The organism is Geodermatophilus tzadiensis, from assembly GCF_003002915.1.
In the GTDB taxonomy this organism is placed as follows: domain Bacteria; phylum Actinomycetota; class Actinomycetes; order Mycobacteriales; family Geodermatophilaceae; genus Geodermatophilus; species Geodermatophilus tzadiensis.
Genome location: NZ_PVTG01000003.1, coordinates 69,359 through 83,278 on the forward strand (window position 1 = coordinate 69,359; position 13,920 = coordinate 83,278).

A 13,920-nucleotide genomic window follows, 5' to 3' on the forward strand; every position below is an offset into this window, starting at 1 on the left:
GGTCAGGACGCGGCGGCGCGCAGCGGGAGCCGGGCGCCGAGGATCGCGAAGGGGCGGGCGTCACCGGGGAAGTGGTGGGCGCGGGCGAGGTCGACGAAGCCGTCGGCGTGGTAGAGCCGGAAGGCCTTGGTGTCGGCGTCGGGCGTCGACAGCAGCGCCACCGGGGCCGGGACGCCCTCGACCAGGGCGTGCAGCAGCCGGCGGCCCAGCCCGCGGCTCTGCGCGTCGGGGTGCACGTGCAGCTCGCACACCTCGAAGGCGCCGGGCAGCCAGCGCTTGGCGGTGCGCCGGTCGAGCGCGGCGCGCACCTGGTCGTGCCACCACTGGCCGGGGGCGACGAGGTAGCCGTAGCCGAAGCCCACGAGCCGCTCACCGTCCACGCCGGCCTCGAAGGCGCCGACGGCGCGGAAGCCGGGCCGCTCGGTGTGCTGGACGGCGTAGCCGTAGCGGCCGGCGACCACCGAGGCGTCGTAGCCCATCGCCTCGCCGTAGATGGCCAGCGCCTCGTGCATGTGGTCGCGCAGCCAGCCGACGGGCAGCTCGGTCACCCGCGTCGCGGGTGTCGTGCCGGTCACGTGTCTCTCCTCGCTCACGGGCCCACCACGGCGGCGGGGTCGTGGGTGGTCGCGGGTGGACCGGTCCGGAGGCGCACCGCCTGGTCCTCGGCGGCCTCGGGAGGGCCGTCGCCGACCTCCGCGGCGGTGCCGGCGGTCAGCCGCAGCAGCTCGTCGTAGCTGGTCGGGAAGACCGCCGACGGGTGCCCGGCCGCGGCCCAGACGCGGTCGTGGCGGGCCAGCTCGACGTCGACGAGGGTGCCGATCGGCCCGGGGTGGCCGAGGGGGGCGACCCCGCCGATCGGCTGGCCGGTGTGCTCCCGCACGAAGTCGGCCGAGGCGCGCCGGACCTGCCGGACGCCGAGCAGCGCGGCGACCCTGGCGACGTCGACCCGGTGCGCGCCGCTGGTGAGGACCAGCAGCGGGGCGCCGTCGACGTCGAAGACGAGGCTGTTGGCGATCGCGCCGATCGGGACGCCGAGCGCGGCGGCGGCCTCCGCGGCGGTGTGCGCGCCGGAGGGGAGCTCGTGGACCCGCCCGCTCGCCCCGGCCCGGGAGAGCAGGTCGGCGAACGCGGCCACCCGGGGGTGGACGGGTCGGCTCATGCGTCGATCCTGCCACCGCTGTCGGACCCCCGCCGTACCGTCCGCCGCGCACGGGCGGGAGGAGGACGCCGGTCCCTCCTCCCGGTGCGTCCGGCTTGACGACACCGCGGAGGTCGGGTCTACTCGTGGTGTTCGAACAGACGTTCGAACGGTCGGCCACCGCTCCCGGGACCTTCCCCGCCCGGGCGGTGGGCGGGCCGGCCGCGGGCACGGGGTGGGGAGTCGGGCATGAGCCGGGTGCTGGGTGAGGTCGGCGAGCGGGTCGGCGAGGAGGTGCGGGTCGAGCGGGGGCCGCTCGGTCCGGCGCAGTTCTGGCGCGGCCAGTGGCGCTACGTCGTCGGCGAGCTGCTCGACTCCTGGGTGGAGACCGCGCCGTGGTGGCAGCGGCCGGCCGCCGGCGGTGCCTCGGCCGACCTGGTCGCACCCCGCGAGGTCTTCCGCGTCGAGGCGGTGCGGGCCGGGCGGTCGCGGATGAGCTTCGCCGGCGTCTACGACCTGTCCTGGGACGCCGCCGACAACCGGTGGTCGCTCGTGCGGGTGCACGACTGATGGGCGCCGCTCGCGTCATGGCCGACCAGCTGCCCCTGCCCCCGCCGCTGCCGACGGCCGCCGTCCAGCTGCTCGACCAGGCCACCCGGGCGCTGGCCGAGGCGGCGGGCTCGACCGACCCGCGCCGCCGCTACGCCACCGCCCACCTGGGCGCGCTGCGCGCCGCGGCGGCGGTGCTGGCCGCCCGCACCCGGCCCGAGGGCGGCCGCCGCCGGCCGCGCAGCGCCTGGGTGCTGCTCGGCCAGGTCGCCCCCGAGCTGGGTGAGTGGGCCACCTTCTTCGCCGCCGGCGCGGCCAAGCGGGCCGCGGCCGAGGCCGGGCTGTCCCGCGCGGTCACCGAGCGGGAGGCCGACGACCTGGTCCGCGACGTCGGCTCCTTCCTCACCGTGGTCGAGGACCTCCTCGACCACGAGCCCGAGCCCGCCCCGCGCCCGCGCGTGGTCGGCGGCACCGCCCACCGTCCCGCCCGCGGGCGGTGAGCGGGGACCCCTTCGTCCACCTCCACGTCGCCTCCGGGTACTCCCTGCGGTACGGGGCCAACCACCCCGCCGACCTGGTGGCGCGCGCCGCCGAGCACGGCATGGGCGCGCTGGCGCTGACCGACCGTGACGGCCTCTACGGCGCGGTCAAGTTCGCGCTCGCCTGCCGGTCGGCCGGGGTGCGGCCGCTGTTCGGGGTCGACCTCGCGGTCGCCCCGGCGGTGGACACCGCCGTGCCGCGGGCCCGGGCGCGCGTGCTGGGGGAGGACGACGAGCTGACCGTGCCCGGGGTGGCGCGGGACCGGGGTGCCCCGGTGCGGCCGGCGCGCCGCAGCCCGGCGCGCGGCGGGGCGAGCGTCGACCCCCGGCTGCCCCGGGTGACCTTCCTCGCCCGGGACGGCGCCGGCTGGCGGGCGCTGTGCCGGCTGACCAGCGCCACCCACCTGCGCGGCACCCGCGGCGAGCCGGTGGCCTCGCTGGCGCTGGCCGCCGAGCACGCCCCGGGGCTGGTCGCCGTGCTGGGGCCGGACTCGCCGGTGGGCCGGGCGCTGGCCGCCGGCCGGGCCGACGTCGCCGCGGCCCGGCTGGACGCCTGGCGCTCGGTGTTCGGCCCGGGCGCGCTGGTGGTCGAGCTGGTGCACCACCGCGGCCGGGGCGACCGCTCCCGGGCGCAGGGGCTGATGCGCTTCGCCGCCGAGCAGGGCGTGCCGGTGGTGCTCACCAACGCCGTCCGGTACGTCGACGCCCTCGACGCGCCCACCGCCGACGTCCTCGACGCCTCCCGGCGGCTGGTCGCCCTCGATGCGCGGCACGTCGACCGGCGCACCGCCGAGGGCCACCTGAAGTCGGGCAAGGAGATGGCCGAGGTCGCCGCAGAGCTGGCCGGGCCCGACCGCGACGCGGCGCTGCGGCTGCTCGAGCGCACCGCCCGGCTGGCCGAGCAGTGCGTGGTCGACGTCCGCGAGGACCTCGGCATCGGCACCGTGCGCTACCCCGAGCTCGACGTCGTCACCCGGCCCGGCGAGCGGGGGATGGGTCCCTCGCAGGTGCTGCGCGCCCGCTGCGAGGCGGGGCTGGGCCGGCGCGGGATGGCGCCCACCGCGCAGGTCACCCGGCGGCTGGACGACGAGCTGGCCGTCATCGACTCCCTCGGCTACCCGTCCTACTTCCTCACCGTCGCCGACGTGGTCGACCTCATCAGGAGCCTGAGGGTCCGCGCCGCGGCGCGCGGGTCGGGCGCGGGCAGCCTGGTCACCTACCTGCTGGGCATCTCCGACGTCGACCCGATCCGCTACGGGCTGCTGATGGAGCGCTTCCTCTCCCCGCTGCGCCACCAGCTGCCCGACGTCGACATCGACGTGGAGTCCGCCCGGCGGATGGAGGTCTACGACGCGGTGATCGACCGCTTCGGGGCGCACCGGGTCAGCTGCATCTCGATGATGGACACCTACCGGGTGCGGCACGCCATCCGCGACGTCGGTGCCGCGCTCGGGCTGCCGCCGGGCGAGGTCGACGCCGTCGCCAAGGCCTTCCCGCACGTCCGGGCCGACCAGGTGCACGCGGCGCTGCGCGACCTGCCCGAGCTGCGGGCCAGCAGGCTGGGGTCCCGGCGCGGCGGGGGCACCGGCGACCTCGACCTGCTCTTCGACCTCGTCGCCCGGCTCGACGGGCTGCCCCGGCACATCGCGCTGCACCCGTGCGGTGTGCTGCTCTCCGACGCCACGCTGCTCGACCGCACGCCGGTGGAGAACAGCTTCCTCGGCTACCCGATGAGCCAGTTCGACAAGGACGACGTCGAGGAGCTCGGGCTGCTCAAGCTCGACCTGCTGGGCATCCGGATGCAGTCGGCGATCGCGCACGCCGTCGAGGAGGTGGCCCGGGTCGACGGCGAGACCCTCGACGTCGACGCGATCCCGAGGGACGACCCGACGACCTTCGAGCTCATCCGCAGCACCCGGACCCTCGGCATGTTCCAGATCGAGTCGCCGGGGCAGCGCGAGCTGGTCGGCAAGTTCGGGCCGGAGACGTTCGAGGACATCGTCATCGACATCTCGCTGTTCCGGCCCGGTCCGGTCAAGAGCGACATGGTGACGCCGTTCCTGCTGGCCCGGAACGGCTGGCGGGACCCGGTCTACCCGCACCCCGACCTCGCGCCGTTCCTCGAGCAGACCGCCGGCGTCGTGGTCTTCCACGAGCAGGTGCTGCAGATCGTGGCGCAGATGACCGGCTGCGACCTGGCCCAGGCCGACGAGGCCCGCCGGGCGCTGGGCGACAAGGAGCTGCACCCGGAGGTGCGGGCCTGGTTCGCGCCCGAGGCGCTGCGGCGCTACCCGGTCGAGGTGGTCGAGCAGGTGTGGGAGGTGCTGGTCGCCTTCGGGTCGTTCGGCTTCTGCAAGGCCCACGCCGCCGCCTTCGCGCTGCCCACCTACCAGTCGGCGTGGCTCAAGACCCACCACCCGGCGGCCTTCCTCGCCGGGGTGCTCACCCACGACCCGGGCATGTACCCGAAGCGGCTGATCCTCGACGACGCCCGCAACTTCGGCATCCGGGTGCTCGGCCTCGACGTCAACGCCTCGACCGGCAGCTACCGGGTGGAGCGGCTGGCGGCGCCGGACCGGGGAGAGCCTGACCGCGAGCCCGACCGGCGGGCGGACTGGCAGCGCCCGGACTGGATGCCGGCGGCCATGCCCGACCCCTCCCGCTACGGCATCCGGCTCGCGCTCGCCGACGTCAAGGGCATCTCCGACGACGAGGTCGGGCGGATCGTCGCCGGGCAGCCCTACCGGTCGCTCACCGACTTCTGGACGCGCGCCGCGGTGTCCCGCCCGGTGGTCGAGCGGCTCGTGCTGGCCGGCGGGTTCGACTCCCTCTACGGCTTCGGGGTGCGCGACCGGGAGGCCGGCCGGCCCACCCGCGCCCGCGGCTCGATGACCCGCCGCGACCTGCTGCTGCAGATCAGCGAGCTCGACCGGTGGAGCCGCAGCGGCGCGAAGGCCGGCTCGGTGGGGCAGCTCAGCCTCGACCTGTTCGGCCTCGAGACACCCGGGGGCGCCGGGGACGCCGGGGACGCCGGTGACGCCGCCGAGGACCCCGCCGGCGTCTCCGAGGCGGAGGAGACGGCGTTGTCGGGCGGCGTGCTCTCGTGGGGCGCGGGTTCGGGGCTGCCCGAGTTCACCGACGCCGAGCTGGTGCGCGCCGAGCTCGAGGTGCTCGGGCTGGACGCCAGCCGGCACGTCGTCGACTTCTACCGGCCGTTCCTGGCCGCGGTCGGCGCGGTGCCGGCCGGGGAGCTGCTCGGCAGCCGCAGCGGCGCCGAGGTGCTGGTGGCCGGGGTCAAGGTGGCCACCCAGACCCCGCCCATCCGGTCGGGACGGCGCGTGGTGTTCGTGACCCTCGACGACGGCACCGGCTGCACCGACTCGACCTTCTTCGAGGACGTGCAGGGCCCGTACGCGGCGACGGTGTTCCACTCGTGGCTGCTGGTGATCCGCGGGGTGCTGCGGCGCACCGGCCCGCGCGGGGTGTCGATCCGGGCGACCGGGGCCTGGGAGCTGCCGGCGCTGCACGAGGCGTGGGAGACCGGCGGGCTGGCGGCGGTGGCCGAGCAGATGGCCGCGCCGGGGGAGTACACAGAGCAGGCGATCAGCGGGGCGGCGGCCTCGCACGGGTCGCGGCCGGTGGTGGTCAAGCCGGTGCTGGTGCACCCCACCGGCTTCCGGATGTCGCCCTACGCCGACGTCAGGCCCGCCGGTGACGACGCCGCCACCGCCGCCCGCCGCGCCGCGGCCGCCGCTCCCCGGAAGCTCTGGCACTCCAGCCCCGGCAGCCCCGGCCACTGAGGGAGGACCCCGCTGCCCCACGCCTCGCGAGCCCGGCGCGGTCCCCTGCCGCGGGACCACCCCGGTCGACCGCCGGTCCGGCACGATGGCCGCGGTGACCCGGGACCTGCGCGTCTGCTTCCTCGGCGACTCGTTCACGGCCGGCGTCGGCGACCCCGAGCACCTCGGCTGGGTCGGCCGGCTCGCCGCCCGCAGCGCTCGGGCCGGGCGCCCGCTGACCGCCTACCCGCTGGGTGTGCGCCGGCAGACCGGCGTCGAGGTCGCCGCCCGCTGGGCGACCGAGTGCGTCCCCCGGCTGTCCGGGGAGTGGGACGCGCGGCTGGTGGTCTCCTTCGGGGTCAACGACACCACGCTCGAGGGCGGCGCCCCGCGGGTCGCACCGGAGCGCTCCGTGGCCGCCCTCGACACGGTGCTGGCCGGAGCCCGCGCTGCCGGCTGGCCGGTGCTGGTGGTCGGCCCGCCACCGGTGGCCGACGCGGATCACGACGTCCGCACCGCCGGGCTCGACGCCCGCCTCGCCGAGCTGTGCGCCGCCCGCGGGGTGCCCCACGTCGCCGTCCACGCCGCGCTGGCCGCCGACCCCGTGTGGACGGCGGAGGTGGCCGCCGGCGACGGGGCCCACCCGGGCGCGGCCGGGTACGCGGCGCTGGCCGACCTGGTCTGGCCGCACTGGCGGGCCTGGACGGCGTGACCGGGGCCGACCCGCCGACGCCGATCCCCCCGCGGCGCGCTCCGATGACGGGGACGCCGCGGCGCGGTCTACTCCTGCACGCCGGTACCGCGCCGGCCGCCGGAGAGAAGGACCCGCCATGCCGAAGCAGATCCCGTGCCTGTGGTTCGACGGCCGCGCCGAGGAGGCCGCGCAGTACTACACGTCGGTCTTCCCGAACTCCTCCATCGACCAGGTCACCCGCTACGGCCCCGACATGCCGGTCCCCGAGGGCACTGCGATGACCGTGAGCTTCACCCTCGACGGCCAGGCCTACGTCGGCCTCAACGGCGGCCCGCAGTTCCCCTTCACCGAGGCGATCAGCTTCCAGGTCCACTGCGCCGACCAGGACGAGGTCGACCACTACTGGTCCCACCTGACCGACGGCGGCGAGGAGGGTCAGTGCGGCTGGCTCAAGGACCGCTTCGGCGTCTCCTGGCAGGTCATCCCCGTCGAGCTGTTCGCGCTGCTGTCCGACCCCGACGCCGGCCGGGCCCAGCGCGCCACCGAGGCGATGCTGCAGATGCGCCGGATCGTCGTCGCCGAGATGCGCGAGGCCGCCGACGGCGTCCCGGCCTGACCTCTCGCCCGCCAGTAGGGTCGGGCGGGTGAGCGCCCCCGCCCCGTCCACCGGCGAGCAGCTGCCCGTCCGGACCGCCGCGGTGTGGGCCGCGCTCGACCCGGTCGTCGCCGCGGGCGCGGCGCTGCGGGTCCTCGACGTCGGCGGCGGCAGCGGCGGGTTCGCCGTCCCGCTCGCCCGGCTCGGCCACCAGGTCACCGTCGTCGACCCCAGCGCCGACGCCCTGGCCACCCTCCAGCGCCGGGCGCAGACCGCCGGGGTGGGCGAGCGGGTCCGCGGCCTGCAGGGCGACGGCGACCTGCTGCACGAGCTGCCCCTCGACGACGGGCACGGCGCCGGCGGCGGCTACGACCTCGCGCTGTGCCACTCGGTGCTCGAGGTCGTCGACGACCCCTCGGCCACCCTCCGCGAGGTCACCCGCGCGCTGCGGCCCGGCGGGCAGGTCAGCATCGCCACCGCCAACCGCGCCGGCGCCGTCCTCGCCCGGGCGCTGGGCGGGCACCCCAAGGAGGCCCTCGCCCTCCTCGAGGACCGCGACCCCGCGCCGAGCCGCACCCGCCCGGCCCGCCGCCGCTTCGGCCCCGGCGACCTGCTGGCGCTGCTCACCGGCGCCGGCCTCGAGCCGGGGGAGTGGCGCGGCGTCGCCGTCGTCGCCGACCTGCTCGACGCCGCCTCCGGCGCCGACCCCGAGGCGGTCCGCCGGCTGGAGCTCGCGCTGGCGGTCACCTCGCCCTACCGCGACGTCGCCACCGGCCTGCACGTCCTGGCCACGCGCCCGTGACGGCGCTGCCGGCCGGTCTGACCCGCCCGGAGTACGGCACCGCCACCCTCGCCGACGTGCTGCCCGGCGTGGCCGCCGCCCTCGGTGTCGACGTCGACCGCGGCGGGCTGCCGGCCGACCCGCTCGGCCTCACCGCGGCCCTGGCCGGCGCCCGCCGGGTCGCCGTCCTGCTCGTCGACGGCCTCGGCGCGCACCTGCTGCGCGAGCACGCCGAGCTCGCCCCGACCCTCGCCGGCCTGGCGACCCCCGCCGGAGACCTCGCCGCCCCCTGCCCGAGCACCACCCCGGTCAGCCTCACCACGCTGGGCACCGGCGTCCCCCCGGGCGGGCACGGCGTCCTCGGCTTCGTCACCGCCGTCCCCGGGCAGGACCGCACCCTCAACCACGTGCAGTGGGCCGACGACCCCGACCCCGCGCAGTGGCAGGCGCGGCCCACGGTCTTCGAGCAGCTCGCCGGGGCCGGCGTCCCGGTCTCCGCCGTCGCCCCCTACGCCTACCGCGGCTCGGGGCTGTCCACCGCCGCCTACCGCGGCGCCGGCTACTCGGGCACGGTCGGCGCCGGTGACCTGGCCGCCGTGGTGCTGCAGTCGCTGAGCCTGACGCCCACCGGCCTGGTCTACGGCTACACGCCCGAGCTCGACCTCACCGGGCACGTCCGCGGCGTCGACTCCGCCAGCTGGCGGCTGCAGCTGGCGCTCGTCGACAAGCTCGTCGAGCAGGTCGTCGACGGCCTGCCCGACGACGCCGCGCTGCTGGTCACCGCCGACCACGGCATGCTCGACGTCCCGGTGCACACCCGCGTCGACCTCGACGACGAGCCCGAGCTGCTCGACGGCGTCGCCCTGCTCGCCGGGGAGCCGCGGGCCCGCTACGTGCACGCCGTCCCCGGGGCCGCCGACGACGTCCTGGACGCCTGGCGCGGCCTGCTCGGCGACCGCGCGTGGGTCGCCGGCCGCGAGGAGGCGGTGGCCAGCGGGGTGTTCGGCGAGGTCGACCCCGCGCTGGCCGCCCGCATCGGCGACGTCGTCGCGCTCGCCCGCGGCCCGTGGGCGATCACCGCCGGCCTGTCCGAGCCGGGGCCGAGCCGGCTGGTGGCCTACCACGGCTCGCTCACCGACGCGGAGCTGGCGATCCCGCTGCTGCTGGCCCGCGGCCGCGCGCTGGGCTGAGCCCTACCCGGTCACCGCCAGCGTCGTCCACACCCGGGAGTGCGCCGGGTGCGTCGCCCGGCACGTCAGCTGCACCGCCTCGGCCGACGGCCGGCTCTCCAGCCGGACGACGACGTCGCCCGTCGGGCCGGCCAGCACCACCTCGAACCGCTCGACGCCCTCGGCCTCCTCGGCGTCGGTGCCGGGCAGCCGCCGCGACCCGCGCACCGGCAGGTCGTCGACGCCGAGCAGCCCGGTGGCCTCCCGCGCCGCGGCCTGGGCCGCCTGCGCCGGCATGGCCAGCCCCGCCCGCCCGCGCAGCCAGGGCAGCGCCACCTCGCCGCGGGCGTGCGCGGCCACCACGTCGGCGCCGTCGCCGGGCACCGCGCCGTAGGCGAAGCCGTGCGGCAGCACCAGCACGTTGGAGGCGAACCGGCACCCGCCCAGGTGGCTGCACTCCCACACGTCGGCCGACGGCATCGCCCGCGCCAGCGGCCGGCCGCGCAGCGCGCAGCAGGCGTCGTGCTGGCCGTGCGTGCAGACCAGGTAGGTCGGGCCCTCCGCCCGCTCGCCGACCGACCCGTCCCAGGGGACCGAGAGCAGGTCGGCGTCCTCCGTCCGCGCCGACCACCACAGCCCCTCGCGGCCGGGCCGGCCGTCGGCGTAGGCCCAGCGCCGGCCGGTGTCGGCGAGCCGTTCCCCGGGACGGCGCACCAGCAGCACCCGCACCCCCTCGGCCCGGGCGCGGGCCGACAGCCGGGCGGCGACACCGGCGTCGAAGCGGGACTGGGTGAGGGCGTCGCGTCCCCACGGCCCGGGCTGCTCGACGAGCAGCCAGCGCTGCGCCGGGGAGGCCGTGCCCACGGGGGAGTCCCCGCGGGCCGCGGCCGTCACCGAGCACCGGGTCGCGTCGAGCCGGCCGGCCGGGGTCGAGCGGGAGGCGGCCGGGGCGCTCACCCGGGGCAGGGCCGCGGGCTCACGACCCGGTCCCGAGGGCGTCGGCACGCTCCCCATCGTCCCCGCCGGCGTCCGGCGCGGGAGCACCGGGACCGGTCGGGCCCGGCTCCGGAGCGGTGACCGGGACGCCGTCGACCCCGCCCCGGCCGGGCGAGGACGCGTCGGCGACCAGCGCGATCGACTCGGTCACCAGGCGCCGGGCGAGGGTGAGCCGGTCCTCGGGGTCCAGGCCGGTCAGGTCGGCGACCTTGAGCTCGCCGGCGGCCAGCAGCGCGGCCAGCGCGGGCCGCGTGGCGGCGGGGAACTCGTGCCGCCGCCGGCCGCCGAGCAGGACCACCCGGTCCCCGTCGCCGGGGGCCTCGCGCAGCGCCACCCGGAGCCGTCGGCGCAGCCGCAGCACCGAGTCGGGCGTGAGCGCCGCGGCGGCGGTGGCCTGCGCCAGCGGCGCGACCGGCTCCGGGCGCACCTGCGCCCAGGTCCGCGAGCGCAGCCGGTCGGCCACCTCGTCGGGGTCCACCCGCTCCAGCCAGTCCCCGAGCGCGGCGACGGCGGCCCGGACCTCGTCGCGCACCGACGCCGGGTCGGACAGGTCCAGGCCCAGCGGCAGCGAGCGGCGCAGCTCCCGGTCCTCGGCGGCCAGCACCCGCACCAGGTCCAGCGCCGACTCCGCGGCCGCCCAGCGGGTGACCGGGTGCACGCCGATGGTCAGGTGCGCGCTGGTCTGGCCGAGCGCCACCGCCGAGTGCAGGTAGCCGCGGGGCAGGTAGAGGGCGTCGCCCGGGCGCAGCACGGCGTCGATCACCGGCTCGCGCTCCGCGGCGGCGGCGACCGCGGCCGACCGGTCGGTCCAGGGCTGGGTGCGCAGCGGGTCGGGCAGCACCGGCTCGTGGATCGTCCAGTGCTTCTCGCCGGCCACCTGCAGCACGAACACGTCGTGGACGTCGTAGTGGGGGGAGAAGCCGCGCGAGGACGGCGGGGTGACGTAGGCGTTGACCTGCGTGGGGTGCCCGAGGTCGGCGGCCAGCTGGTCGGCGAACTCGATCAGCGGCGGCCAGAGCCGGTGCAGGCCCTGCAGGACGACGGTGCTGCCGTCGGCGAACAACCGCAGCACGCTGTCGGAGGAGACCTGGTCGCCGACCTCGGCACCGGCGCCACCGGAGCTGGTGAAGCGCGTGGCGTCGACGACCCGGCCGTCCTTGGCGATGCGCAGGAACGGGGTGCGCAGGCCGCGGCGGGAGAGCAGCTCGTCGACGTCGGCGAGGGTCAGCAGGTCGGCGAAGGACTCACCGGTGTCCTCGGCGCGGGCGAGCAGGGGGCGGCGGGACCAGTGCTGCCCGGCGAAGACCTCCGGGTCGAGGTGCGTGCACCGGCGCAGGGCCGGGCGGAGGTCGCCTCCGCCCGGCCCGGTGCCTGTCGTGTCCTGGCTCAGGCCGAACCGTCCGCACCGCCGTCGGCGCCACCGTCGGCACCGCCGTCCGAACCGCCACCCGCGGCGCCGCCGTCGGCCGGGCCGTGACCCGCGCCGCCGTCAGCACCGCCGTCAGCACCGCCGTCGGCGCCACCGTCAGCACCGCCGTCGGCGCCACCGTCGGCGCCACCGTCCGAGCCGCCACCCGCGGCGCCGCCGTCGGCCGGGCCGTGACCCGCGCCGCCGTCAGCACCACCGTCGGCGCCGCCGTCCTGGTGGCCCGGCGTGCCCTCGCCCGCGCCGCTGTCGGCCGGACCCTCCACGCTGGTCATGTCGTCGTCGTCGAGCGCCATCGAGCTCCTCCGGGGATCCGGGTCGGGACCGTCCGCCGGACGACGGTCGGTCGTGTCCCACCTAACCCGTTCGGCACCCCGCCACACATGGCCCGACCTGCCGTTTCACGACACGCGCGGGCACCCCGCCCACGGCGTGCCGGAGCCCGCGGCGGGCGGCTACGCTCCCCGGGTCGGTCCGAACAGGTGTTCGAGGAGAGGGGTGCGGCGTGGCGCCGTCGCGGGGGCGGGCGGAGGGGTGCGGCGTGCTGCACGTCGACATGGACGCCTTCTTCGCCAGCGTCGAGGTGCGCCGGCACCCCGAGCTGGCCGGCACCCCGGTCATCGTGGGCGGCGCGGGCAACCGCGGGGTGGTCACCTCGGCCACCTACGAGGCCCGGGCGTACGGCGTGCACGCCGCCATGCCGACGGCGCGGGCGCTGCGGCTGTGCCCCACGGCCACCGTGCTGCCGGGGGACGTGGCGCTCTACGCCGAGGTCTCCCGGTCGGTCATGGCGCTGTTCCGCTCGATCACCCCGCTGGTGGAGCCGCTGAGCCTGGACGAGGCGTTCCTCGACGTCTCCGGTGCCGGCCGCCGGCTGGGCGACGCCGCCGAGATCGGCGAGTACCTGCGCGCCCGGGTCTTCGACGAGCAGGGCATCACCTGCTCGGTCGGGGTGGCCGGCACCAAGTTCGTCGCCAAGCTGGCCTCCACCCGCGCCAAGCCCGACGGGCTGCTCGTCGTCCGCCCGGCCGAGGTCATCGACTTCCTGCACCCGCTGCCGGTCGGCGCGCTGTGGGGCGTGGGCGCGAAGACCGAGGAGGTGCTGCTGCGGCTGGGGCTGCGCACCGTCGGTGACCTCGCGCACGTCCCGGCCCGCACCCTGCAGCGGGCGGTGGGCCCCGCGGCGGGCAGCCACCTGCACGAGCTGGCGTGGGGCCGCGACCCGCGGCGGGTGGTGCCCGACGAGCCGGAGCGGTCCACCGGGCACGAGGAGACCTTCGGCACCGACGTCGACGACCCCGCGGTGGTCCACCGGGAGCTGCTGCGGCTGGCGGAGCGGACGGCGGGCCGGCTGCGCGCGGGGGGCTGGCTGGCCCGCACCGTGACGATCAAGGTCCGCTTCGCCGACTTCACCACGATCACCCGCAGCCGCACCCTCGGCGTCCCCACCGACGTCGGGCAGGAGCTGTACGAGACCGCCCGGGCGCTCTTCGACGCCCTCGGCCTGGACCGGGCGCGCATCCGGCTGGTCGGCGTGCGTGCCGAGCGGCTGGTGGACGCCGGGTCGGCGCCCCGCCAGCTCGAGCTCGGCGCCCGCGAGCACGGCCGCCGCGACGCCGAGCTGGCCGCCGACCGGGCCGCCCGGCGGTTCGGTGCCGGCGCCGTCCGCCCCGCCACCCTGCTGCACCGCGACGGCGACCGACGGGTCCGCGACCACCCGCGGGGGTGATCACGCAAGCCGCCCGGCGGGTCGCCGCGCGCTCGCCTTTCGCACCCTGCATACGCCTCGTATCCTCGTGGGTACCGCCGGGGGGACCCCGGCGGTATTGGCTTGACCCACCTGGAGGTAGCGGTGCCGCTCTCCGAGCACGAGCAGCGACTGCTGGAGCAGATCGAGCGCGCCCTCGTCGACGACGATCCCAAGTTCGCCTCCTCCGTCCGCACGGGTGATCGCAGGCTCAAGGCCCGGCGGAAGCTGCAACTCGGTGCGCTGCTGGTGCTGGTGGGTCTGGCCGTCCTCGTCGGTGGCGCCGTCGCCCCGTCCGTGCCGCTGGGGGTCCTCGGCTTCCTGGTGATGTTCGGCGGCGCCGCTCTCGGCGTCCTCAACTACCGCAGCGCCACCGGCGCGGTCGAGGCCGGTCCGGCCGGCGCCCGCGGCGGCAGCACCGCCCGCGGCCGGGGCGGCAAGCCCCGCCGGCAGCCGCTGAAGAACCGGCTCGAGGAGCGCTTCCGCCGCCGCTACGACCAGTAGCAC

The 13,920-nt window shown here is 77.6% G+C and carries 14 protein-coding genes; 9 read left to right on the forward strand and 5 right to left on the reverse strand.

Going from position 1 to position 13,920, the window contains the following annotated elements:
- Positions 1 to 2: 2 nt before the first annotated feature.
- Complete coding sequence (locus LY71_RS05565; protein ID WP_106275981.1) at positions 3 to 575, reverse strand: GNAT family N-acetyltransferase; 573 nt, start codon at positions 573 to 575, stop codon at positions 3 to 5.
- Between the two features lie 14 nt (positions 576 to 589).
- A complete protein-coding gene (locus LY71_RS05570; protein ID WP_106275982.1) occupies positions 590 to 1,159 on the reverse strand; it encodes a YbaK/EbsC family protein in 570 nt (189 codons plus the stop codon).
- A 228-nt stretch (positions 1,160 to 1,387) separates the two neighbouring features.
- On the opposite strand from LY71_RS05570, the gene LY71_RS05575 reads away from it, so the two are divergent.
- From LY71_RS05575 to LY71_RS05605, 7 genes are all read left to right on the forward strand, one after another.
- A complete protein-coding gene (locus tag LY71_RS05575) occupies positions 1,388 to 1,708 on the forward strand; it encodes a DUF6504 family protein (RefSeq protein WP_106275983.1) in 321 nt (106 codons plus the stop codon).
- Positions 1,708 to 2,187, forward strand: a complete 480-nt coding sequence (locus LY71_RS05580) for an SAV_6107 family HEPN domain-containing protein (RefSeq protein ID WP_106275984.1) — start codon at positions 1,708 to 1,710, stop codon at positions 2,185 to 2,187. The genes LY71_RS05575 and LY71_RS05580 overlap by 1 nt, the downstream gene beginning before the upstream one ends.
- Positions 2,184 to 6,026, forward strand: a complete 3,843-nt coding sequence (locus LY71_RS05585) for a DNA polymerase III subunit alpha (RefSeq protein WP_106275985.1) — start codon at positions 2,184 to 2,186, stop codon at positions 6,024 to 6,026. Before LY71_RS05580 ends, LY71_RS05585 begins: the two co-directional genes overlap by 4 nt.
- A 94-nt stretch (positions 6,027 to 6,120) precedes the next feature.
- Entirely contained in the window at positions 6,121 to 6,717 is a 597-nt protein-coding gene (locus LY71_RS05590) for a GDSL-type esterase/lipase family protein (RefSeq protein WP_211297160.1), read from the forward strand.
- Positions 6,718 to 6,835: 118 nt separating this feature from the next.
- Complete coding sequence (locus LY71_RS05595) at positions 6,836 to 7,315, forward strand: VOC family protein (RefSeq protein ID WP_106275986.1); 480 nt, start codon at positions 6,836 to 6,838, stop codon at positions 7,313 to 7,315.
- Positions 7,316 to 7,343: 28 nt separating this feature from the next.
- Positions 7,344 to 8,096, forward strand: a complete 753-nt coding sequence (locus LY71_RS05600) for a class I SAM-dependent methyltransferase (protein ID WP_106275987.1) — start codon at positions 7,344 to 7,346, stop codon at positions 8,094 to 8,096.
- Positions 8,093 to 9,265: an alkaline phosphatase family protein gene (locus LY71_RS05605; RefSeq protein ID WP_106275988.1), complete on the forward strand. Its 1,173-nt coding sequence runs from the start codon at positions 8,093 to 8,095 to the stop codon at positions 9,263 to 9,265. Before LY71_RS05600 ends, LY71_RS05605 begins: the two co-directional genes overlap by 4 nt.
- Before the next feature lie 3 nt (positions 9,266 to 9,268).
- Here LY71_RS05605 and LY71_RS05610 read toward each other — a convergent pair whose 3' ends face one another.
- From LY71_RS05610 to LY71_RS05620, 3 genes are all read right to left on the reverse strand, one after another.
- Positions 9,269 to 10,201, reverse strand: a complete 933-nt coding sequence (locus LY71_RS05610; protein WP_245887688.1) for a ferredoxin family protein — start codon at positions 10,199 to 10,201, stop codon at positions 9,269 to 9,271.
- A gap of 19 nt (positions 10,202 to 10,220) precedes the next feature.
- Entirely contained in the window at positions 10,221 to 11,312 is a 1,092-nt protein-coding gene (locus LY71_RS05615; protein WP_342747998.1) for a cupin domain-containing protein, read from the reverse strand.
- Between the two features lie 314 nt (positions 11,313 to 11,626).
- Entirely contained in the window at positions 11,627 to 11,962 is a 336-nt protein-coding gene (locus LY71_RS05620) for a BatC protein (protein ID WP_106275990.1), read from the reverse strand.
- Positions 11,963 to 12,207: 245 nt separating this feature from the next.
- On the opposite strand from LY71_RS05620, the gene dinB reads away from it, so the two are divergent.
- Both dinB and LY71_RS05630 read left to right on the forward strand, forming a co-directional pair.
- The gene (dinB, locus tag LY71_RS05625; RefSeq protein ID WP_245887689.1) at positions 12,208 to 13,395 is read left to right on the forward strand and encodes a DNA polymerase IV; all 1,188 of its coding nucleotides are present in this window, start codon (positions 12,208 to 12,210) and stop codon (positions 13,393 to 13,395) included.
- Between the two features lie 123 nt (positions 13,396 to 13,518).
- Positions 13,519 to 13,917 (forward strand): DUF3040 domain-containing protein, encoded by a 399-nt coding sequence (locus LY71_RS05630; protein ID WP_106275992.1) that lies wholly within the window; start codon positions 13,519 to 13,521, stop codon positions 13,915 to 13,917.
- Positions 13,918 to 13,920: the final 3 nt, after the last annotated feature.